This is a genomic window from Streptomyces sp. Ac-502, assembly GCF_045222935.1.
Taxonomy (GTDB): domain Bacteria; phylum Actinomycetota; class Actinomycetes; order Streptomycetales; family Streptomycetaceae; genus Streptomyces; species Streptomyces monomycini.
In genome coordinates this window covers 7,176,640-7,198,877 of record NZ_JBHFFO010000001.1, presented here as the reverse complement: position 1 = coordinate 7,198,877, position 22,238 = coordinate 7,176,640, and the positions used below count along the sequence as shown (strand labels likewise).

The window sequence follows — 22,238 nt, the reverse complement described above, 5'->3', positions numbered from 1 at the left end:
CGCCCGGCACGAAGAGGGAGCGGGCGATGACCACGAGCACCGGTACCGGAAAGGCCACGGGCGACGGGCCGGACGGGGGCCGCCCGCCCCACCCGTCGCCTCCTCGCCCGGCCGACCCCGCCGCCCCGGAGGCGTCTCCCGGCACGTCCCCCGACACCTCCCCCGGCACGCCGCCCGACACCTCCCCCGACGCCTTCGCCCAGGACCTCCTGCCCACCGCCGAGGGCGCCTCGCGCGGCCTGCTGGGCTCGCTGCTGCGCCCGCACACGCGAGCCGCGTGGGCGGCGGCCGTCCTCCTCCTGCTCCAGCAGGCCGCCGTCCAGGCCGGACCGCTGCTGGTCGCCTTCGCCATCGACCACGCCGTCCCGGCCCTGCGGGCGGACGACCACGGTCCGCTGATCGCGGTGGCGGCGGCCTACCTGCTCTGCGCGTCGGCGGCCGGCGGACTCCAGTACGTCTTCGTCCGGCTCGCCGCGCGGATCAGCCAGGACGTCCTGCTCGACCTGCGGGGCCGCATCTTCCGGCACGGCCAGGCGCTGAGCCTGGACTTCCACGAGCGCTACACCTCGGGCGGCTGATTTCCCGCGCCACCACCGACGTGGAGGCGCTGCGCGAGCTGCTGAACGAAGGGCTCCAGGAGCTGATATCCATCGTCCTGGCCACGGTCTACATCACGGCGACGCTGCTCTACCTCGACTGGGGTCTGGGGGCCGCCGCCGTCGCCACCGCCGGGCCGCTCTACCTGCTCGTCCGCTCCTTCCAGCGGCGTTCCCAGCGCGTCTACAGCGTGAAGTCGTCGGCGATGGCCGCCGTCATCGTGAAGTTCGCGGAGACGGTCAACGGTATCCGCCCGGTGCAGGCGTTCCGGCGCGAGCGGGCCAACGACGCGGCGTTCGCCCGTCTGAACGGCCGCCACGAACGCACCAACGGCGACGCCGCACTGGAGATGGCCCGGTACGTCATCTCCTCGCGCCTGGTGGCCAACGTCGCGGTGGCCGCGCTGGTGCTGTGGGGCGCGTACCGGGTGGCCTCGGGCAGTCTGGCGCTGGGTGTCCTGGCGGCCGCGGTGCTCTATCTGCGCCGCCTGTACGACCCGATCGACCGTCTCGGGATGTTCCTCAACTCCTACCAGTCCGCCGCCGCTTCCCTGGGGAAGGTCGCCGGGCTGCTCGCCCAGCGTCCGAGCGTCCCGGAGCCCACCGATCCGCTGCCGCTGCCGGAGCGGTCCGGCGCGCTGCCGGGCCGCGAGGTCACCTTCGACGGCGTACGGTTCTCCTACCGCACCGGCGGCGAGGTGCTGCCGCGCTTCGGCCTCACCCTCGCCGCGGGCCGAACGGTCGCCGTCGTCGGCTCCACCGGCGCCGGCAAGTCCACCCTGGCCAAGCTGCTGGCCCGGTTCTACGACCCGTCTCCCAGCGCCCCACCCCGTACGGGCACGGAAGACCTCCGTACCGGCAGCGTCCGCGTCGACGGCGTCGACCTGCGCGACCTGTCCACCGCCGACCTGCGCCGCGCGGTGGTCATGGTCACCCAGGAAGCGTTCCTGTTCTCCGGCACGGTCGCCGAGAACATCGCCATCGGCCGCCCCGACGCCACCCGCGAAGAAGTCGAACAGGCCGCGCGGGCCATCGGCGCCCACGACTTCATCGCCGCTCTGCCCGACGGGTACGACACCGACGTACGCAAGCGGGGCGGCCGGATCTCCGCAGGTCAGCGCCAGCTCGTCGCCTTCGCCCGCGCCCTGCTCGCCGACCCGTCCGTACTGATCCTCGACGAGGCGACCAGCTCCCTCGACATCCCCGGTGAACGTGCGGTCCAGCACGCCATGGACACGGTCCTGCGCGGCCGGACGGCGGTGGTCATCGCCCACCGCCTGTCCACGGTCGAGACGGCCGACCGGGTCCTGGTGATGTCCGCCGGCCGCATCGTCGAGGACGGCACCCCCGCCGAACTGATCGCGGGCCGCGGCCGCTTCGCGGAGCTGCACCAGGCGTGGCGGGAGAGCGTGGTGTGAGCCGCGGACGATCCGGCTCCCGCGGTTCCGCGAGCCCGTGCGCGTGCTCACGGGCACGGTCGGGCACTTCCGTCACGCGGCGTGCGCGTCCGCGGAGGCCGGCCCAGGGCCACGCGGCACTCCTCGGCGGCCTAGTGCAGCACACCGCACCGCGGACCGTCCGCGCCGAGCGCCATGTCGAACGGACGCCTGCCGCCCCCGCGGAAGGTGGCTGGGGCCGGGGCGCCGGGCCCGTCCCGGCGGCCCCGGCGCGTCCTCCGCCCCGCCTCACCGGCGCAGGGCCAGTACCGTCCCCCGCGTGACGGCCTCCTTGAAGCGGGCCGAGGCGCGGCCGGTGAGGATGGCGGACACCGGGCTGTCGTCGGAGCGGGTGAGCTGGGTGAGGCCGTCGTGGCGGCCGAGGCTGATGTTCTGGCCGACGTAGCGGAGTCGGAGCGGTTGGGGGTGCGGCCGGTGAGGGCGGCGGCGACGTTGCGCGCGGCGCGGGCGCCCATCGGCAGGCCCGTCTGGCAGGACATCCGGGACGCGGAGCCGTCGGGCCCGTACGCCGCCACCGCGTCGCCCGCCGCGAAGACCTCCGGGTGGGAGAGCGAGCGCAGGTCCGGGCCGACGGTGATCAGGCCGCGGTCGTCTACGGCGAGCCCGGCCTCGCGCGCCAGATCGGGCACCCGGAAGCCGGCCGCCCAGACGACCGCGTCGGCCGCGACCCCGCCCCCGTCGGCGAGGGCCAGGCCGTGTGCGGTGACCTCGCCGACGCGGGTGTGCTCGTGGAGTGTGACGCCGTGCCGCCGCAGGGCGCCGCGGAGGTAGCGCCGGCCGCGCTCCGAGAGTCCGGGGCCGATCTCGCCCTGGGTGACCAGGTGGACGGTGCGTCCCGGTCGGGCCTCGGCCAGCTCGGCGGCCGCCTCGATGCCGGTCAGGCCGCCTCCGACGACGGCCAGCGCGCCGCGGGCCTCCTGGGCGCGGGCGCGCAGGAGGACCGCGTCCTGGTGGGTGGCCACCGTCGAGGCGTGCGTGGCGGCTCCGGGGACGGTGGTGGTGTCGGCCGTGCTGCCCAGCGCGTACACGAGGGTGTCGTAGGTGAGGACGTACGGTGCGGCGTCGATCCGGACCGTACGGGCGGCGGCGTCGACGGCGGTCACCCGGGCGACGGCCAGCCGGATGCCCGTACCGGCGAGGAGGGTGCTCAGGGGAGGTCCCGCAGCGGCCGGCCCGCGGCGAGCTGGTGCAGCCGGACCCGCTCGACGAACCGGTCCGACGCGTTGACCAGGGTGATGCGTACGCCGCCGGAGCGCCGCAGTCTGCGGGCGGCGCCCTTCGCCGCGATCAGTCCGGCGTACCCGGCTCCCAGAACCACGAGGTGATGTGTCATGCCTCCTGAACCGGCGGGCGGGCCGATCCGTGACAGCCCGCGCTGTGTGGTGGATCACACGAGCTGGGCCGCGGCGAAGGCGAGCTTGTCCGGGTTGAGGATCGTCCGGACCGCGCTGACCCGCCCCTCGTGGATCTCCGGCACGGCGACGGCGAACAGGGTGCCGTCCAGCAGGACGAGCAGCGCCGGTTCGCCGTTGACCTCGGCCGGCAGGAAGGTGGCCACCGCGGCCTCCGGGCCGGATCCCAGGCCGAGCAGGTAGCGGAGCACCTTCGCGCGCCCGGTGATCGGCCGGCGCGCGGCGGTGACCCGGCCGCCGCCGTCGGCCCAGGCGGTCACCTCGTCGGCCAGCAGCCGTTCCAGTCCGGCCAGGTCGCCGTCGAGCGCGGCGGCGAAGAAACGCTCGACGGTCTCCCTGCGCCGGGTGTCGTCCACCGCGAACCGGCCCGGGCGGCCGAGCCGTTCGCGGGCCCGGCGGTGCAACTGCCGGGCGTGCGCCTCCTCGACGCCGATGACCTCGGCGGCCTCGCGGTGGCTGTGGCCGAACGCCTCCCGCAGGACGAAGACGGCGCGTTCGGCCGGGGTGAGCCGTTCCATCAGGGTGAGCAGGGCGAGCGAGACGGACTCGCGCTGCTCGGCGGTCTCCAGCGGGCCGAGCGGGCCGTCGGCGGTGCGGGTCAGGACCGGCTCGGGGAGCCAGGGCCCGACGTACAGCTCGCGCCGGGCGCGGGCGGAGGTGAGCCGGTTGACGCAGAGGTTCGTCATGACCTTGGTCAGCCAGGCGGCCGGGGTGCGGACGGCGGGCCGGTCGGCCGCGCTCCAGCGCAGGTACGTGTCCTGCACGACGTCCTCGGCCTCGCTCGCCGAACCGAGCATCCGGTACGCGAGCGCGAAGAGCCGGGGCCGGTGCGTCTCGAACTCTGCGGCGGCTTCCGTGGTCATGACCGCAGCATGTCAGGACGGGCCGGGGCCCCGGAGGCCGGGCGTCCGTTACAGGCGCGGGCGGGGGTCCGGTGGGCCGCACGGGCTCCTCAGGGACCCACCACCCCGTCGATGCCCTCGCGCAGGAAGTCGGCGTGGCCGTTGTGGCGGGCGTATTCGAGGATGACGTGGAGCATCACGACGCGCAGGGAGACGTCGGCGCCCCAGCGGGGCGCGTGGGCGGTCACGTCCAGGGAGGGCACGGCGCTCTCGATGCGGCGGGCGTGGTCGACTTCGGCCTGCCAGGCGGTGAACGCGTCCTCGCGGGTGGCCGTGCCGGGGTCGTACGCCGCCTGGAAGTCGCCGTCCGGCGACCAGACCAGGGGGACGTCCTCCTGGGCGATCACCCGGCGGAACCAGGTGCGTTCCACCTCCGCCAGGTGCCGTACGAGACCGAGCAGGCTCAGCGTGGACGGCGGCATGGACCGGCTGCGCAGGTCCTCGTCGGACAGGCCGTCGCACTTCATGGCGAGCGTCGCGCGGTGGAAGTCGAGGTAGGCGCGGAGGGTTTCGCGTTCGCTCCCGCGCATCGGCGGGGCGGTTCGTCCGGTGGTCATCTGCTGTCCTTTCGACCGCCCGATCATGCCGTGCGCGCCGTGCCGCCGCACTTGCGTTCCGCTCCGTCCCCCTCCATCGCGATCCGTCCGGGTGGCCGAAGACGACGCTTCGCCGCCGCGGTGGCGGACGGACGGTGTGTCGAACGTGTATGCGCCTTGGGCGTACGGCCCGGACTGCCTGGCGGACCGCAGTGTGCCGGGGCGGCCGTGCGGGGAGGGGCCGGTGGGGATGGACGTACCGTCACGTCCTGTATACGGACCCGGTCCCCCGCTCTACGGACGTTTTCCGGCCAACTGTTGACCGGCCACTGACAACCGTGGTCCCCGGGTGGCACTCTTCCCCGCATCCGTTACGCGGAGCCCCACAGCGCACCACTCCGCACCCACGGCCCGTTCGACGCTCGATGCCCGATGTTCGACGCCCGACGCTCGATGCCCGACGCTCGAAGGCCCGGACCACCCGCACCTGGTGTCTCCCCCACACGTTCCACGTGTTCTGCCTCGCTCTGCCCGGACGGTCACTCCGCCGCCCGGTCCCCCTCGGCCGCCCACCCACCGGTCGCGGCCACCGCAGAAGGAGTCAGTGTGAGACGCACCCCCATAGGCGCGCCGTCGCGACCGGCGCCGTGGTCGCCATGGCCGCGATGCTGACCGTGACCGTGCAGGCAGGCGCCGGGACGGCCGCCGCCCCACGGCCCGGCCAGGTCACCGCGCAGCCCGACCCGGGCGCGCTGCCCGCCAAACTGTCGCCCGCCCAGCGAGCGGAGCTGCTGCGGGAGGCCAAGGCCGGCACCGCCGGGACGGCCAAGCAGCTCAAGCTCGGCCCCAAGGAGAAGCTGGTCGTCAAGGACGTCCTCAAGGACGTCAACGGCAGTGTGCACACCCGCTACGAGCGCACCTACGCGGGACTGCCGGTGCTCGGCGGCGGCCTGGTCGTCCACGAGGCGCCCAACGGCACGCTGCGCAGCGTCACCAAGGCGGTGCGGTCGCTGCTCGACGTGCCGACCACCACCGCGAAGCTCGCGCCGGCCGCCGCGGAGGAGAAGGCGCTGAAGGCGTCGAAGGCGCAGGGCGCGAAGAAGGCGGACGCCCGGGAGCCGCGCAAGGTCATCTGGGTCGCCGACGGCAAGCCGGTACTGGCGTACGAGACGGTCGTCGGCGGCGTCCAGGAGGACGGCACCACGCCCAGCGAGCTGCACGTGATCACGAACGCCACGACCGGCGAGAAGCTCCACGAGTACCAGGGTGTCCAGGAGGGCACCGGCAACAGCATGTACAGCGGCCAGGTCACCCTGGGCACCGCGCCCTCGTACACGCTGACCGACACCACCCGCGGCAACCACAAGACCTACAACCTCAACCGCGGCACCTCCGGCACCGGGACGCTGTTCTCCGACCCGGACGACGTATGGGGTGACGGCACCCCGCAGAACGCCCAGACCGCCGGTGTGGACGCGCACTACGGCGCGGCGCTGACCTGGGACTACTACAAGAACGTGCACGGCCGCAGCGGCATCAGGGGCGACGGTGTCGGCGCGTACAGCCGGGTGCACTACGGCAACAACTACGTCAACGCGTTCTGGCAGGACAGCTGCTTCTGCATGACGTACGGCGACGGCACCGGCAACGTCAAGCCGCTGACCTCGATCGACGTGGCGGCGCACGAGATGACCCACGGCGTCACCTCGGCCACCGCCAACCTCACCTACAGCGGCGAGCCGGGCGGCCTGAACGAGGGCACCTCGGACATCTTCGCCACCGCCGTCGAGTTCAACGCCAACAACCCCAGCGACGTCGGTGACTACCTCATCGGCGAGGAAATCGACATCAACGGCAACGGCACGCCGCTGCGCTACATGGACAAGCCGAGCAAGGACGGCCGGTCCAAGGACTACTGGTACTCCGGCATCGGCGGCGTCGACGTCCACTACTCGTCCGGTGTGGCCAACCACTTCTTCTACCTGCTGGCCGAGGGCAGCGGGCCCAAGGACATCAACGGCGTCCACTACGACAGCCCGACCTACGACAACCTGCCGGTGCCCGGCATCGGCCGGTCCAACGCCGAGAAGATCTGGTTCTCCGCGCTGACCAAGTACATGAGCGCGAACACCAACTACGCGGCGGCCCGTACCGCGACGCTGTCCGCCGCGGCCGAGCTGTTCGGCCAGGGCAGCGCGACGTACAACACGGTCGCCAACACCTGGGCGGCGGTCAACGTCGGCCAGCGCGTGCCGGACACCGGCGTCAGCGTGACCAACCCGGGCAACCAGACCAGCACCATCGGCCAGCCCGCCAGCCTGCAGATCAAGGCCACCAGCAGCAACGCGGGCGCGCTGAAGTACGCGGCCACCGGGCTGCCGGCCGGGCTGAGCATCGACCAGGCCTCCGGGCTGATCTCGGGCAGCCCGACCACCGAGGGCACCAGCAACGTGACGGTCACCGTCACCGACTCCGCCAACAAGACCGGCACCACCAGCTTCACCTGGACCGTGAAGCCGGGCAGCGGCGGTGACGTCTTCGAGAACCTCGACGACGTGCAGATCCCGGACGCGGGCAGCGCGGTCAACTCGCCTATCAAGGTGACCCGGACGGGCAACGCGCCGAGCGCCCTGAAGGTGGACGTGGACATCGTGCACACCTACCGCGGTGACCTGGTGATCGACCTGGTGGCCCCGGACGGCACGGCGTACCGGCTGAAGAACTCCAACGCGGCCGACTCGACGGCGAACGTCAAGGCGTCGTACACCGTCAACGCCTCCTCGGAGGCCGCTGAAGGCACCTGGAACCTGCGGGTCCGGGACGTCTACCAGCAGGACACCGGTTACATCAACAGCTGGAAGCTGACCTTCTGAGCTGACCTTCCGAGGTGACGGCGGGCCGCGCGCGGGCCAACCGCCGCGGCCCACCTGACCGTTCCGGCACCCGCACGACCGGGCGTCGCTCCCACCAGGGGCGACGCCCGTTTCTTTGCGTGCAACACCGGCATACGAACAGTGATGTTCGCTCTACGGACGATTTCCCGCCAACTTCCGGGCCCCCTCCTGACATGCACGCGTTCGAATGGCAGTCTCCCCCGCAAGCACCACCCGCATCGCTTTGCACCCCCACCCCTGGCAAAGTCGAAGGAGCACACGCGTGTCCCCCCACATGTCCCGTAAGGCCCGTACCACCGGAATCTCGCTGGCAGCGGCCGGCGCACTGATAGCAGCGGCCGTCACGGCCGGCACCGCGGGCGCCTCCCCCACCGGCCCCGGCACCACCGCCAAGGCCGCGGCGGCCTCACCGGTCCAGATGACCGCCTCGCACCGCGCCGAACTGCTGCGCGACGCGAGCGCCACCAAGGCCCGGGCGGCGCGGGAACTGGGCCTGAGCGCCCAGGAGAAGCTCGTCGTCAAGGACGTCGTCAAGGACGCCGACGGCACCACCCACACCCGCTACGACCGCACCTTCGCCGGACTGCCCGTCCTCGGCGGCGACCTGATCGTGCACCGGGCCAAGGGCGGTGCGGTCAAGAGCACCACCAAGGCCAACAGCGCGAAGATCGCCGTCGCCTCGACCACCCCGAAGATCGCCCCGAAGGCCGCGGCGCAGGCCGCCCAGGGCACCGCGAAGTCCTTCGGCGCCAAGCAGGCCGCCGCCGTGACGCCCAAGAAGGTCGTCTGGGCCGCCTCCGGCAAGCCGGTCCTCGCGTACGACACGGTGGTCGGCGGCTTCCAGAAGGACGGCACGCCCAACCAGCTGCACGTCATCACCGACGCCGACACCGGCAAGAAGATCTTCCAGTACCAGGGGATCGAGAACGGCGCCGGCACCAGCACCTACAGCGGCTCCGTCGAGATCGGCTCGAAGAAGGGCGGCGACGGCTACGAGCTGACCGACGACGGGCGTGGCGGCCACTCCACGTTCAACCTGGGCGGCAGCGAGAGCGGCGAGGGCAAGCTCTTCACCAACAAGACCGACAAGTGGGGCAACGGCAAGGCCGACGACCCGGCGACCGCCGCCGTCGACGCCGCCTACGGTGCCCAGCTGACCTGGGACTACTACAAGAACGTGCACGGCCGCGCGGGCATCAAGGGCGACGGCAAGGGCGCGACCTCCCGCGTCCACTACGGCCAGAACTACTCCAACGCGTTCTGGGACGACAGCTGCTTCTGCATGACGTACGGCGACGGCGAGGGCAACAAGAAGCCGCTCACCTCGATCGACGTCGCGGCGCACGAGATGAGCCACGGTGTCACCTCGGCCACCGCCAACCTCACCTACAGCGGCGAGTCCGGCGGCCTGAACGAGGCCACCTCGGACATCTTCGGCACCGCCGTGGAGTTCTCCGCCAAGAACAAGGAGGACGCCGGCGACTACCTCATCGGCGAGAAGCTCGACATCGCCGGTGACGGCAAGCCGCTGCGCTACATGGACAAGCCCTCCAAGGACGGCCAGTCCCTGGACAGCTGGAGCCCGGACGCCGGCAACGTCGACGTGCACTACTCCTCCGGCATCGCCAACCACTTCTTCTACCTGCTGTCCGAGGGCAGCGGCGCCAAGGAGATCGACGGCGTCAAGTACGACAGCCCGACCGCGGACGGCAAGAAGGTCGAGGGCATCGGCCGGGACAAGGCCGAGAAGATCTGGTTCAAGGCCCTGACCACGTACATGACCTCGAACACCGACTACAAGGGCGCCCGCGAGGCGACCGTCAAGGCGGCCACCGACCTGTACGGCGCGGACGGCGCCGAGGTCAAGGGCGTCGAGGCGGCGTGGACGGGCGTCGCGGTGAAGTAAGGACGGGAACGGCCGGCCCCTGAGGGCAGGCCCTACCCCTGGGGCACGACCCCACGACCGGGCGGTGTCCGGAGGCTCCCAACCTCCCTTCGGACACCGCCCTTCCATGTGTCCGGCGGCGGCCGGTCGTGGGACGACAGGATCTAGGGTGGCCCGTATGAACGATGTGGGGGCGACCGTTCGGGTACTGCTGGCGGACGACGAGGCGATGATCCGGGCCGGGGTGCGCGCCATCCTCACGGCCTCGCCCGGCGTCGAGGTGGTCGCGGAGGCGGCCGACGGGCGCGCAGCGGTGGAACTGGCGCTGCGGCACCGCCCCGACGTGTGCCTGCTGGACATCCGGATGCCGCGGCTGGACGGCCTCGGCGCCGCGGCCGAACTGAACCGGGTGCTGCCGGAGACGGCGGTGGTGATGCTGACGACCTTCTCCGAGGACGCGTACGTGGCAAGCGCCCTGGGCTCCGGCGCCAGCGGTTTCCTGCTGAAGACCGGCGACCCGCGCGAGCTGATCACCGGGGTGCGGGCGGCCGCCGAGGGCGGCGCGTACCTCTCGCCGTCCGTGGCGCGGCGCGTCATCAGCCAGTTCGGCGGGGTGGCGCTGGGCAAGGCGGCCGCGGCGCGGTCCCGTACCGAGGAGCTGACCGAGCGCGAGCGCGAGGTGCTGGCTCTGGTGGGCGCCGGGCTGTCGAACGCGGAGATCGCCGGGCGGCTGTTCGTCGTCGAGGGCACGGTCAAGGCGTACGTCAGCGCGATCCTGGCGCGGCTGGGGCTGAAGAACCGGGTGCAGGCGGCGATCCTGGCGTACGAGGCGGGGCTGGTGCGGGACGCGTGAGCCCGGCGCCGGCGCCGCTTCCCGCGCCGGTCCTTACTTTCGGCAGGGGCGCCGGAGCGGCCCGGTCGGCGAAGCTGACGTCATGCTCACTCGCCTGACGCGGCTCGCGCCGCCCGCCGCCGAACGCCCCCGCTGGGCGGTTCGGTTGCTGGATCTCTGCCTCTGGCCGGCGTTGGCCGCACCGCTCACCGCCGCCTTCGACGGGGTGTCCCAGGTACGGACGTCGACGGCGGCGCTCGGCGTCCCGCTGCTCGCGGCGGCGGTGATGGTGAGCCGGAAGTGGCCGCTCGTGGCGCTCGCCGTGCCGGTGGCGCTGGGGCTCGCGACGACCCGGGACCTGTTCACGTTCGAGTACACCGCCGCGCTGGCCGTCCTGGCGTACCTCGCCGGGGTACGGCTCGAACGGGCTCGCGCCGCCCTCTGGTTCTGCGCGGGCGTCGCGGCCGTCAGCCTGCCGCTGAGCGTCGTCCTCGTCCGCAACATGTGGCCCTGGTTCACCGCCGTGCTCACCCTGCTCTTCAACATCGTCCTGCCGTGGCTGCTCGGCCGCTACCGCCGCCAGTACGCGGCCCTGGTGCGTACGGGCTGGCAGCTCGCCGAGCGGCTGGAACACGAACAGCAGGCGGTCGCCGACCGCACCCGGCTGCGCGAACGGGCCCGCATCGCCGGGGACATGCACGACTCGCTCGGCCATGAACTGGCGCTGCTCACCCTGCGGGCCGGGGCCCTGGAGGTCGACCCGCGGCTGGCGCCCGACCAGCGGGCGGCCGTCGGCGAGCTGCGGGCGGCAGCCGGCACGGCCGCCGAACACCTGCGGGACGTCATCGGCGTACTGCGCACCGACGACCGCGCCGAACCCTCCCGGCTGCCCGCCGCCGACAGCGTCGAGGCCCTGGTCGAACGCGCCCGGTCGGCCGGCCTCGCCGTCTCGCTGCGGCGGGACGGCGCGGTGGAGGCGGGCGAGGGGGCCATGCCGGTGATGGGCGGGCGCGCGGTCTACCGGGTGGTGCAGGAGGGGCTGACCAACGCCGCCAAGCACGCGCCGGGCGCGCCGGTGGACGTACGGCTGTCCGGCGACGGACGACGGCTGGACGTGACGGTGACCAACGCCCCGCCCCCGCCCGGCCCGGCACCGGTGCCGGGCCGGGGCACGGGCGGCAGCGGTCTGGTGGGGCTGGACGAACGGGTCCGGCTCGCGGGCGGTGAGCTGCGGGCCGGGCCCACTCCCGAGGGCGGTTTCGAGGTCGCGGCCCGGCTGCCGACGACCGGCCGGGCGCCGGTACGCGGCCCCGGCGACCACGCCCGGTGGAGCCGGTCGCAGCGGGAACTGGCGTCCGCCCGTGAGCAGGTGCGGCGGCGGCTGGTGCAGACGGTGACCGTGCCCGCGGCGCTGTTCACCGGGCTGCTGCTGCTCATGGGGATCTTCGCGCTGGTCAGCCCGTCCTGGTCGGTCCTGGACCGCGGGACGTACGACCGGATACGGACCGGCGACGCCCGGGCGGCGGTGGAGTCGCGCCTGCCGTTCTTCTCCATGGACGTACCGCCGGACGGCACCCCCGAACCGCCGCCGGGGCACACGTGCCGGTACTACTACATCCGCCCGTACGCGGAGGACGTGGCCTACCAGCTCTGTTTCGCGGACGGCCGGCTGGCGTCGAAGGGCGTCGTCCACCGCCGGGACCGGCCGGTGCCCGGGTGAGCGGGCCGCCGCGTCACTTCACCTCAAGGACGATCTTCCCCTGGGTACGGCCGCTCTCACCCATCTCGTGCGCCTTCGCGGCCTGCTCCAGCGGGAACGTCGCGGCGATGTGCGCCCGCAGCGCGCCGGACTCGGCGAGGGCGGCGATCTCGCGCATGCCCGCCTGGTCGGCCTCGACGATCAGCAGCGCGAGGCGGACGCCGCGCGCCGCGGCCTTCGCGGTGTCCTCGGGGGCGCTGCGGGCGAGGATCGAGACGACGGTGCCGCCCTCGCGCACCACGCCCAGGGAGCGGGTGAGGGTGTCACCACCGATGGTGTCCAGGACGACGTCGACCGGGCCGGCGGCCTCGGCGAAGTCGGTCTCCCGGTAGTCGATCACCTCGTCGGCGCCGAGGGAGCGCAGGAAGTCGTGCTTGGGGGCGCTGGCCGTACCGATCACGTGCGCGCCCTTGGCCTTGGCGATCTGTACGGCGAGGTGGCCGACGCCGCCCGCCGCCGCGTGGATCAGGACCCGCTGCCCGGGCCGTACGTCCGCGGTGTCCACCAGCGCCTGGTACGCGGTGAGGGCGGCCAGCGGCAGGGCGCCCGCCTGGACGTGGTCGAGGGCGGCGGGCTTGGGCACGAAGGCCCGCGCGGGGCCGGTGACGTACTCGGCGTGGGTGCCGACGCCGTACGGGTACGGGACCATGCCGAAGACCTCGTCGCCCGGCTCGTGCAGGGTGACGCCCATACCGACCGCGACGACGACGCCGGACACGTCCCAGCCCAGGACGCGGGGCAGCGTCCTGACGAAGAGGCCGTCCGCGCGGTGCTTCCAGTCGGTGGGGTTGACCCCGGCGGCCCGGACCGCGATCAGGATCTGGCCGACGCCCGGCTCCGGGCGCGGACGTTCGATCTCCTTCAGGACCTCGGGGCCGCCGGTGACGTCCTGGCTGATGGCACGCATGGTGTGTTCGCTCATACCGTCCAGCATCACCGGGCCCGGCAGATGCGACAATGGCACGATGGCCATCATTCGATAGGATCGTGCCATGCAGCCTCATCGTGTGGTGGTCCTGGCCCTGGACGGCGTCTACCCCTTCGAACTCGGCATCCCGGCCCGGGTGTTCCACGCCACCGACGGCCGGTACGAGGTCCTGACCTGTTCGGCCGACGGCGGCCCGGTGCGCAGCGGCGCCGACTTCTCGATCACGGTGGAGCACGGCCCCGAGATCCTGCGCACCGCCGACACCGTGGTGATCCCGTCCATCGCCCCGGACCACGTCCCCACCGGACTGTCCGAGCCGGTACGGGCCGCGCTGGCGGCGATCCGGCCCGGTACGCGCCTGGTGTCCATCTGCACCGGCGCGTACGTCCTGGCCGCGGCCGGACTGCTGGACGGCCGCCCGGCCACCACCCACTGGCAGCTCAGCGACCATTTCCGCCGCCTGTATCCGCGGGTCAGGCTCACCCCCGACGTGCTCTTCGTCGACGACGGGGACGTCCTCACCTCGTCCGGCGCCGCGTCCGGCATCGACGTCTGCCTGCACATCGTGCGCGCCGACCACGGCGGCGCGGTCGCCAACCACGCGGCCCGCGCCTGCGTCATGCCGCCGTTCCGCGACGGCGGCCAGGCCCAGTACGTCGAGCAGCCGGTGCCCGCGCCGACCGCGACCGGCACCGCGGCCACCCAGCAGTGGGCCCTGGAGCACCTGGACGAACCGCTGACGCTGACCCGGCTGGCCCAGCACGCCGGGATGAGCCTGCGCACCTTCAACCGCCGCTTCCGCGACGAGACCGGCCTGAGCCCCGGCCGGTGGCTCATCCAGCAGCGCCTGCTGCGCGCCCGCCAGCTGCTGGAGACCAGCGACCTGCCGGTGGACCTGGTCGCCGGCCAGGTCGGCTTCGCCGGCGGCGCGTCCCTGCGCCAGCACCTGCACGCCGCGATCGGAGTCTCGCCGCAGGCGTACCGGCGCACGTTCCGGGCACCGCGCGCGGCGGCGGACCGGCCGGCGGTCGGCGCGGGCTGATTCCGCACGGCGTGTCCGGCGGCCGGCTGTACGGGGCCGTGCGGCCGGTCTAGCTTCGGCCGGTACCAAGACATACCCCCGAGAAGGGACATCGCCATGGCATTCGGTTTCGTCGCCTTCCACTACCCGGCCCCCGAGCACGTCGAGGAGTTCGTCGGCCAGTGCCACCAGGTCGCCGAAGCGGCGCGGTCGCAGCCGGGCTTCCTGTCCGTCGGGGTCTGGGTCACGCCGGACGGCGAAGCCGTCGTCACCACCGGCGCCTTCGCGTCCGAGGAGACCTTCCGCGCGGCGGCCGAGGTCGCCCGCGAGCTGGGCGCGACGCCCGAGGGGCTGAGCGACCTGGAGGTCCGGCCCCGCCAGGTCCACTACCTGCTGTCCCGCTGACAAGACGCGGAAGGGGCCGCTGAACGGACCGGCCGGGGCACCGCACGTCGCACGTGCGAAGACCCGGCCGCATACGGGCGGCGCCCGCCCGTCAGCGCATCAGCACCCCCGCCTCCTCCCCCGTCGTCTCCGACGGCACCGCCAGCAGCCCCATCTCGGCGGCGGTGACCAGCAGCCGGTGGGCCGGCAGGACGCGGACCGTGTAGCCGAAGGAGCCGGTGCGGTCGAGGGCGAGCGCGCCTTCGTAGAGCCAGCGGCCCTCCAGGTCGGGGCCGCCGCTGGGCTTGAGCGGCACGGTCGTGGCGTCGGTGATCCGGTCGGACTCGTCCACCCGGCCCGAGGCGACCTGGACCTCCACGTCGTCCGGTGTGAGGTCGCCGAGGGCGACGCGGACCCGCAGCGCCAGGGTGGCGCCCAGTTCGGCGCTGCCGTTGGGCGGGGCGCCCGGCACCCCGGCGGGCTCCGCGCGGTCCACCACCAGGGCCCCGGTCTCCACGTGGTCCACCGCGACCTGCGGCCACGCGGCCCGTACCCGGGTCTTCCAGGCGGCCAGTTCGGTCGCGGCCTGCGGGGTCAGGGAGCGCTGGGAGCGGGCGGCGGGCGCGTACAGCCGCTCCACGTACTCGCGCACCATACGGCCCGCCAGCACCTTCGGCCCCAGGTTGACCAGGGTCTGCCGGACCATCTCGACCCAGCGCTGCGGGACACCGGCCTCGTCGCGGTCGTAGAAGCGCGGCGCGACCCGCTGCTCCAGCAGCTCGTACAGCGCGTTGGCCTCCAGCTCGTCGCGCCGGTTCTCGTCGGTGGCGTGGCCGTCGGCCGTCGGGATGGACCAGCCGAAGTCCGGCTCGTACCACTCGTCCCACCAGCCGTCCAGGACGGAGAGGTTCAGACAGCCGTTGAGCGCCGCCTTCATGCCGGAGGTGCCGCACGCCTCCAGCGGGCGCAGCGGGTTGTTGAGCCAGACGTCGCAGCCGGGGTAGAGCTTCTGCGCCATGGCCATGCCGTAGTCGGGCAGAAAGACCAGCCGCTGCCGTACGCGCGGGTCGTCGGCGAAGCGGACCAGTTCCTGTACGAGGCGCTTGCCGCCGTCGTCGGCCGGATGGGCCTTGCCCGCCACCACGATCTGGACGGGCCGCTCGTGGTGCAGCAGCAGGTCCATCAGGCGGTCGCGGTCGCGCAGCATCAGGGTGAGCCGTTTGTAGGAGGGCACCCGGCGGGCGAAACCGATGGTGAGTACGTCCGGGTCCAGGACGCCGTCGATCCAGCCGAGTTCGGCGGCTCCGGCGCCGCGCTGCCGCCAGGAGACGTGCAGCCGCCGCCGTACCTCCTCGACGAGCTGTTCGCGCAGCACCCGCCGCAGGTCCCAGACGTCCGCGTCCGGGATGTCGGCCACCGCCGACCAGCGCCGGGAGTCGCCGACGGACAGCGCGTCCTCGGTCCGGCCGGCCCCGATCTGGCGGGCGCCCAGCCGGAAGACCTCGGGCGCCACCCAGGTGGGCGCGTGCACCCCGTTGGTGACCGACGTGATCGGTACGTCCTCCGGGTCGAAGCCCGGCCACAGCCCGGCGAACATCTCCCGGCTGACGCGGCCGTGCAGGGTGGAGACGCCGTTGGCGCGCTGGGCGAGCCGCAGGCCCATCACCGCCATGTTGAAGCAGTTGGGCTCGCCGCCGGGGTAGGTCTCCAGGCCGAGCGCGAGGATCCGTTCGACGTCGATGCCGGGCAGCTCCGCCGCCTCGCCGAAGTGCCGGGCGACCAGTTCGCGGTCGAAGCGGTCGATGCCCGCGGGGACGGGTGTGTGGGTGGTGAAGACCGTGCCGGCGCGTACGGTCTCCAGGGCGCCGTCGAAATCCAGCCCGACCGGCCCGCCCGCCTCGCCGGGGCCGCCCTCGCGGCCGGCGTCCGCCAGCTCGCGGATGCGTTCCAGGCCGAGGAAGCCCGCGTGTCCCTCGTTCGTGTGGAACACCTCGGGCGCGGCGTGGCCGGTGAGCCGGCAGTACGTCCGTACGGCCCGCACCCCGCCGATCCCCAGCAGCATCTCCTGCAACAGGCGGTGCTCGCTGCCCCCGCCGTACAGCCGGTCGGTCACGTCCCGCTCGCCCGGCCCGTTCTCCTCCACGTCGGAGTCCAGGAGCAGCAGCGGCACCCGCCCGACCCGCGCCACCCAGACGACCGACCGCAGCTGCCGCCCGCCGGGCAGCGCGAGGGCGACCTGGGCGGGCGTGCCGTCGGCCTCCCGCAGCAGGTCCAGCGGCAGTTCGTTGGGGTCGAGCACCGGGTAGTGCTCCTGCTGCCAGCCCTCGCGGGAGAGCGACTGGCGGAAGTAGCCGTGCCGGTAGAGCAGGCCCACCCCGATGAGCGGCACACCGAGGTCGCTGGCCGCCTTGAGGTGGTCGCCGGCGAGGATGCCGAGGCCGCCCGAGTACTGCGGCAGCGCGGCGGTGATGCCGAACTCCGGCGAGAAGTAGGCGACGGCCTCGGGCAGCCGGCCGTCCCGGCCGCCCAGCTGGGCGCTCTGGTACCAGCGCTGTCCGGAGAGGTAGTCCTGCAGGTCGTCGGCGGCCGCGCCGAGCCGGCGCAGGAATCTGCGGTCCCCGGCCAGCTCCGCGAGCCGCTCGGCGGAGACGGTGCTCAGCAGCCGTACGGGGTCCAGTCCCGCCCGGCGCCGGCCGGCGGGGGCTATGGCGTGGAACAGTTCGCGGGTCTCGGGGTGCCAGGACCAGCGCAGATTGCGCGCCAGGTCGCTGAGGGGTCGCAGGGGCTCCGGGAGGACGGGGCGCACGGTGAACCGACGAATGGCCTTCACGGTACGACGGTAGCGGCGCACTGCCGCCCGATTCGCCCGGTAGCCCGGAATCCGGTCGGATCCGGACGCCAACTGCCATGATCGGTAAGCCTCTTGGGCCGTCACCCGTTCGGCCGAGCCGGTCACCTGAAGGGCGTCTTCCGGCCACGTGCGGGCCCGGCGGGCCGCACCGGGGCGGCGGGATCCGGCCCGCCCCCGCCCCGCCTCCCGGACGCCTCCTGCGGTCTCCTGCCGCCCGTGCCGCGCCTTGCCGTCTCCCGCTGCCGATATGGCCGGATCCGCGTCCCCGTGCACTCTTGTTCGAGGCCGCACCGCGCGAAAGGCTGCCGTAGGGCGCCGCGGGGCCGGGAGCGTGCGGCGGTCACGGCCGGGGCGGGTGACGCCCTCGACCGGTGGGCGGCCTTCTCCGGCCGGGGTGCGCAACTCGGCCTGATCGCACCGGGTGTGGACATCACGTCGGCGTGGAACTCGGGAGACACTGCGGAGCAGGCCCTCTCTCCAGGACGTCCATGGCCGCACCGCACGCAGCCGGCGCGGCCGCGCTCCGTCCGCCGCCCCGTCGGCGGGCCGGACCGAAGGAGGTGCGGAACGTGCCGGCCGCCACGGCGGCCCGGCATCGTGACCACCACGGCGGGCCCAGCCCGCCGACCGCGTCGATGCGGGTCGGCACCGGCTGGTGAGTTCACGACGGCACAGCCCCGTAAGACGCTGTAGCACGTACGGGCAGGACGGCAGCCGTGCGCCCGGGGACGTGCGCGCCACCACGCGCACGCGTCCGGGGCCCCGGTCATATTCCGTTCCGCGGTTACGTGCCGGTAGTGCGCGGACGGCCGGATTGCCCGCCCGCGCGCCACGGGAAGGCTTGTGCGGTACCGCTCTTGCGCCCCGGCGCGCCGCACGGCTTCCCGCACCGCCCCCATCCGCCAACCGAGTGAAAGCGGACAGGAGAGCCCATGCCCGCAGCCCGTCCATCTGTCACAAAAACGATAGAAAGGACAGAATCCGGTTATACCTCCCAACCTTCAGGTGACCCCATGATCGGCCGCATCCCCGTGCTGGACCTCCACCCGCTGATCGACTGCGGCCGTCGCCCGGCGAAAGCGGTGGTCGGCGAGACCTTCACGATCTCGGCCACCGTCTTCCGTGAGGGCCATGACGCGGTCGCCGCCAACGTCGTGCTGCGCGATCCCCTGGGCCGCCCCGGGCCCTGGACGCCGATGCGCGAACTGGCGCCCGGCACGGACCGCTGGGGCGCCGAGGTCACCCCGGACGTGGAGGGCCGGTGGACGTACGGCGTCGAGGGCTGGTCGGATCCGGTCGCCACCTGGCGCCACCACGCCGGCATCAAGATCCCGGCCGGCATCGACACCGAACTGGTGCTCGCCGACGGTGCCGCGCTGCACGAACGCGCCGCCGAGGGGTGCCCAAGAGAGACGGCCGGGAAGCGGTGCTGGCCGCGGCGGACGCCCTGCGCGACCCGCAGTTGCCCGCCGCCACCCGGCTCGCCGCCGCGCTCGTCCCCGAGGTCACCGCCGCGCTCGCCCGCCACCCGCTGCGCGAACTGGTCACCGCCTCGCGGACGGTGCCGCTGCTGGTCGAGCGCCGCCTGGCCCTGTTCGGTTCGTGGTACGAGCTGTTCCCGCGCTCGGAGGGCGCGGTGGTACGCAAGGGCGCGGCACCGGTCAGCGGCACATTCCGGACGGCCGCCGAACGGCTGCCGGCGGTCGCGGCCATGGGGTTCGACGTGGTCTACCTGCCGCCCGTGCACCCCATCGGCACCTCCTACCGCAAGGGCCCCAACAACGCGCTCTCCGCCGCCCCGTACGACGTGGGTTCACCGTGGGCCATCGGCTCGCCCGAGGGCGGGCACGACGCCCTGCACCCGGACCTCGGCACCTTCGAGGACTTCGCGCACTTCGTCCGCACGGCGCGCGATCTGCGCATGGAGGTGGCGCTGGACTTCGCCCTCCAGTGCTCGCCGGACCACCCCTGGGTCACCGAGCACCCCGAGTGGTTCCACCACCGGGCGGACGGCTCCGTCGCCTACGCCGAGAACCCGCCGAAGAAGTACCAGGACATCTACCCGCTGGCGTTCGACACGGACCTCGACGGCCTGGTGCGGGAGACGGAGCGGCTGCTGCGCTTCTGGATGGAGCGCGGGGTGCGCATCTTCCGGGTCGACAATCCGCACACCAAGCCGGTGCTCTTCTGGGAGAAGGTCATCGCGGACGTCAACCGTACGGATCCGGACGTCGTCTTCCTGGCCGAGGCGTTCACCCGGCCGGCCATGATGCGCACCCTGGCACAGATCGGTTTCCAGCAGTCGTACACCTATTTCACCTGGCGCAACGACAAGCGCGAGCTCACCGAGTACCTCACCGAACTGTCGCGGGAATCGTCCTCGTACATGCGGCCGAATTTCTTCGTCAATACGCCGGACATCCTCCACGCCTATCTGCAGCACGGCGGCCGGCCCGCGTTCGAGGTGCGTGCGGTACTGGCCGCCACCCTCTCCCCGACGTGGGGTGTCTACGCCGGATTCGAGCTGTGCGAGTCGACACCGGTACGAAGTGGCAGCGAGGAGTACCTGGATTCGGAGAAGTACCAACTCAGGCCACGGGACTGGGAGACAGCGGCGCGCGAGGGACGTACGATCGCACCTCTCATCACCGCTCTGAACCGCTTGCGACGCCGCCACCCGGCCCTCCAACAGCTGCGTGACCTCCATTTCCACCACGTCGACGACGACGCCGTCCTCGCCTATTCCAAACGGGCCGGGAACGGCGCCGGGGCCGACACGGTGCTCACCGTCGTCAACCTCGACCCGCACCACACCCACGAGGCGACGGTGTCGTTGGACATGCCGGAACTCGGCCTCGATTGGCACGATTCCGTCCCGGTGCGCGACGAGCTCACCGGCGAGACCTACCACTGGGGCAGGGACAACTATGTGCGCCTCGACCCGGGCCGCTCACCGGCGCCCGCGCACGTGTTCTCGCTGCGACCGTCCTCACCGATCGGAGGGTCACCCAATTGATCGTCAACGAGCCCGTCCCCGACACGTTCGAGGACACGCCGGCCAAGGACCGCGACCCCGACTGGTTCAAACGGGCCGTCTTCTACGAGGTCCTGGTGCGTTCCTTCCAGGACAGCAACGGTGACGGCGTCGGCGACCTCAAGGGCATCACGGCCAAACTGGACTATCTCCAGTGGCTGGGCGTGGACTGCCTGTGGCTGCCGCCGTTCTTCAAGTCGCCGCTGCGGGACGGCGGTTACGACGTCTCGGACTACACGGCCGTGCTCCCGGAATTCGGCGATCTGGCCGACTTCGTGGAGTTCGTGGACGCCGCGCACCAGCGCGGGATGCGGGTGATCATCGACTTCGTCATGAACCACACCAGCGACCAGCACCCGTGGTTCCAGGAGTCCCGCAGCGACCCGGACGGCCCGTACGGCGATTACTACGTCTGGGCCGACGACGACAAGCAGTACCAGGACGCGCGGATCATCTTCGTCGACACCGAGGCGTCCAACTGGACCTTCGACCCGGTGCGCAAGCAGTACTTCTGGCACCGCTTCTTCTCCCACCAGCCGGACCTGAACTACGAGAACCCGGCCGTGCAGGAGGAGATGCTGTCCGCCCTGCGCTTCTGGCTCGACCTGGGCATCGACGGGTTCCGGCTGGACGCGGTCCCGTACCTGTACGCCGAGGAGGGCACCAACTGCGAGAACCTCCCCGCCTCGCACGCCTTCCTCAAGCACGTACGGGCGGAGATCGACGCGCATTACCCCGACACCGTGCTGCTGGCCGAGGCCAACCAGTGGCCGGAGGACGTGGTCGACTATTTCGGTGACTACTCCAAGGGCGGGGACGAATGCCACATGGCGTTCCATTTCCCGGTCATGCCGCGCATCTTCATGGCGGTCCGCCGGGAATCGCGCTACCCGGTCTCGGAAATCCTGGCCAAGACCCCGGAGATTCCGGCCAGCTGCCAGTGGGGCATCTTCCTGCGCAACCACGACGAGCTGACGCTCGAAATGGTCACGGACGAAGAGCGTGACTATATGTACGCGGAATATGCCAAGGACCCGCGCATGCGGGCCAATATCGGCATCCGCCGCAGGCTGGCCACACTGCTCGACAACGACCGCAACCAGATCGAGCTGTTCACCGCCCTGCTGCTCTCCCTGCCGGGCTCCCCGATCCTGTATTACGGCGACGAGATCGGCATGGGCGACAACATCTGGCTCGGCGACCGGGACGCGGTCCGCACCCCGATGCAGTGGACACCCGACCGGAACGCCGGTTTCTCCTCCTGCGACCCCGGCCGGCTCTTCCTGCCGACCATCATGGACCCGGTCTACGGCTATCAGGTCACCAACGTCGAGGCGTCGATGTCCTCGCCGTCGTCGCTGCTCCACTGGACCCGGCGCATGATCGAGATCCGGAAGCAGAACCCGGCCTTCGGTCTCGGCACCTACACCGAACTCCCCTCGTCCAACCCCGCGGTGCTGGCCTTCCTGCGCGAATACCAGGACGACCTGGTGCTGTGCGTGCACAATTTCTCGCGTTTCGCGCAGCCCACCGAGCTGGATCTGCGCACATTCAACGGGCGGCATCCGGTCGAGCTGATCGGCGGCGTCCGTTTCCCGGCCATCGGCGAATGGCCCTATCTGCTGACCCTCGCGGGTCACGGGTTCTATTGGTTCCGGCTGCGGAGGGGGTCGGTCTAGGGACCGTACCGGCGCACGTGCAGGGCGGCGGAAAACCGCCGCACGTATCCGCCCGCGACACGGGTACG

13 protein-coding genes and 2 pseudogenes are annotated in these 22,238 nt (G+C 72.4%); 9 read left to right on the top strand and 6 right to left on the bottom strand.

All coding sequences use genetic code 11. The annotated features are described in order from the left end of the window. Nucleotides 1–26 precede the first annotated feature (26 nt). A pseudogene (locus ACEXOX_RS32870) lies at nt 27–2,014 on the top strand (ABC transporter ATP-binding protein). A gap of 131 nt (nt 2,015–2,145) precedes the next feature. On the opposite strand, the gene ACEXOX_RS32865 reads toward ACEXOX_RS32870, so the two are convergent. The 4 genes from ACEXOX_RS32865 to ACEXOX_RS32850 all read right to left on the bottom strand — a co-directional run bounded on the left by ACEXOX_RS32865 (nt 2,146) and on the right by ACEXOX_RS32850 (nt 4,924). Continuing rightward, complete coding sequence (locus tag ACEXOX_RS32865) at nt 2,146–3,156, bottom strand: NAD(P)/FAD-dependent oxidoreductase (RefSeq protein ID WP_406524604.1); 1,011 nt, start codon at nt 3,154–3,156, stop codon at nt 2,146–2,148. Between the two features lie 44 nt (nt 3,157–3,200). Continuing rightward, nucleotides 3,201–3,386 (bottom strand): hypothetical protein, encoded by a 186-nt coding sequence (locus tag ACEXOX_RS32860; RefSeq protein WP_406524603.1) that lies wholly within the window; start codon nt 3,384–3,386, stop codon nt 3,201–3,203. Nucleotides 3,387–3,440: 54 nt separating this feature from the next. Further along, the gene (locus ACEXOX_RS32855; RefSeq protein WP_406524602.1) at nt 3,441–4,328 is read right to left on the bottom strand and encodes an RNA polymerase sigma-70 factor; all 888 of its coding nucleotides are present in this window, start codon (nt 4,326–4,328) and stop codon (nt 3,441–3,443) included. 89 nt (nt 4,329–4,417) lie between these two features. After that, nucleotides 4,418–4,924 carry a DinB family protein gene (locus tag ACEXOX_RS32850; protein WP_406524601.1) on the bottom strand — a complete coding sequence of 169 codons (507 nt, stop codon included), beginning with the start codon at nt 4,922–4,924 and terminating at the stop codon, nt 4,418–4,420. A 644-nt stretch (nt 4,925–5,568) separates the two neighbouring features. Here ACEXOX_RS32850 and ACEXOX_RS32845 point away from each other — a divergent pair. The 4 genes from ACEXOX_RS32845 to ACEXOX_RS32830 all read left to right on the top strand — a co-directional run bounded on the left by ACEXOX_RS32845 (nt 5,569) and on the right by ACEXOX_RS32830 (nt 12,234). After that, nucleotides 5,569–7,776, top strand: a complete 2,208-nt coding sequence (locus ACEXOX_RS32845; RefSeq protein ID WP_406526546.1) for a M4 family metallopeptidase — start codon at nt 5,569–5,571, stop codon at nt 7,774–7,776. A gap of 283 nt (nt 7,777–8,059) precedes the next feature. Then, the gene (locus ACEXOX_RS32840) at nt 8,060–9,703 is read left to right on the top strand and encodes a M4 family metallopeptidase (RefSeq protein ID WP_406524600.1); all 1,644 of its coding nucleotides are present in this window, start codon (nt 8,060–8,062) and stop codon (nt 9,701–9,703) included. Between the two features lie 157 nt (nt 9,704–9,860). After that, nucleotides 9,861–10,535 carry a response regulator gene (locus tag ACEXOX_RS32835; RefSeq protein WP_406524599.1) on the top strand — a complete coding sequence of 225 codons (675 nt, stop codon included), beginning with the start codon at nt 9,861–9,863 and terminating at the stop codon, nt 10,533–10,535. Nucleotides 10,536–10,617: 82 nt separating this feature from the next. Next, nucleotides 10,618–12,234, top strand: a complete 1,617-nt coding sequence (locus tag ACEXOX_RS32830) for a histidine kinase (RefSeq protein WP_406524598.1) — start codon at nt 10,618–10,620, stop codon at nt 12,232–12,234. Nucleotides 12,235–12,247: 13 nt separating this feature from the next. On the opposite strand, the gene ACEXOX_RS32825 is transcribed toward ACEXOX_RS32830, so the two are convergent. After that, on the bottom strand, nt 12,248–13,180 hold the full coding sequence (locus ACEXOX_RS32825; RefSeq protein WP_406526545.1) for an NADP-dependent oxidoreductase: 933 nt from the start codon (nt 13,178–13,180) through the stop codon (nt 12,248–12,250). Between the two features lie 85 nt (nt 13,181–13,265). On the opposite strand from ACEXOX_RS32825, the gene ACEXOX_RS32820 reads away from it, so the two are divergent. Then, nucleotides 13,266–14,243: a GlxA family transcriptional regulator gene (locus ACEXOX_RS32820; RefSeq protein WP_406524597.1), complete on the top strand. Its 978-nt coding sequence runs from the start codon at nt 13,266–13,268 to the stop codon at nt 14,241–14,243. Nucleotides 14,244–14,339: 96 nt separating this feature from the next. Beyond that, nucleotides 14,340–14,627, top strand: coding sequence for an antibiotic biosynthesis monooxygenase family protein (locus ACEXOX_RS32815; RefSeq protein WP_406524596.1), 288 nt, complete (start codon nt 14,340–14,342; stop codon nt 14,625–14,627). Nucleotides 14,628–14,718: 91 nt separating this feature from the next. Here ACEXOX_RS32815 and glgP read toward each other — a convergent pair whose 3' ends face one another. Next, nucleotides 14,719–17,436: an alpha-glucan family phosphorylase gene (gene glgP / locus ACEXOX_RS32810; RefSeq protein WP_406524595.1), complete on the bottom strand. Its 2,718-nt coding sequence runs from the start codon at nt 17,434–17,436 to the stop codon at nt 14,719–14,721. Between the two features lie 1,034 nt (nt 17,437–18,470). Between glgP and ACEXOX_RS32805 the strand changes: the two are divergent. After that, nucleotides 18,471–20,473 (top strand): annotated as a pseudogene (locus tag ACEXOX_RS32805) (maltotransferase domain-containing protein). Beyond that, nucleotides 20,470–22,170 carry a maltose alpha-D-glucosyltransferase gene (gene treS, locus ACEXOX_RS32800; protein ID WP_406524594.1) on the top strand — a complete coding sequence of 567 codons (1,701 nt, stop codon included), beginning with the start codon at nt 20,470–20,472 and terminating at the stop codon, nt 22,168–22,170. The pseudogene ACEXOX_RS32805 and the gene treS overlap by 4 nt, the downstream one beginning before the upstream one ends. Nucleotides 22,171–22,238: the final 68 nt, after the last annotated feature.

Bases quoted from the DNA above. Each gene is read 5' to 3' on its own strand.
- ACEXOX_RS32850 (WP_406524601.1), bottom strand. From the start codon at position 4,924: ATGACCACCGGACGAACCGCCCCGCCGATGCGCGGGAGCGAACGCGAA.
- ACEXOX_RS32815 (WP_406524596.1), top strand. From the start codon at position 14,340: ATGGCATTCGGTTTCGTCGCCTTCCACTACCCGGCCCCCGAGCACGTC.
- ACEXOX_RS32860 (WP_406524603.1), bottom strand. From the start codon at position 3,386: ATGACACATCACCTCGTGGTTCTGGGAGCCGGGTACGCCGGACTGATC.
- ACEXOX_RS32825 (WP_406526545.1), bottom strand. From the start codon at position 13,180: ATGCGTGCCATCAGCCAGGACGTCACCGGCGGCCCCGAGGTCCTGAAG.
- ACEXOX_RS32855 (WP_406524602.1), bottom strand. From the start codon at position 4,328: ATGACCACGGAAGCCGCCGCAGAGTTCGAGACGCACCGGCCCCGGCTC.
- ACEXOX_RS32845 (WP_406526546.1), top strand. From the start codon at position 5,569: ATGCTGACCGTGACCGTGCAGGCAGGCGCCGGGACGGCCGCCGCCCCA.
- ACEXOX_RS32830 (WP_406524598.1), top strand. From the start codon at position 10,618: ATGCTCACTCGCCTGACGCGGCTCGCGCCGCCCGCCGCCGAACGCCCC.
- ACEXOX_RS32820 (WP_406524597.1), top strand. From the start codon at position 13,266: ATGCAGCCTCATCGTGTGGTGGTCCTGGCCCTGGACGGCGTCTACCCC.
- ACEXOX_RS32835 (WP_406524599.1), top strand. From the start codon at position 9,861: ATGAACGATGTGGGGGCGACCGTTCGGGTACTGCTGGCGGACGACGAG.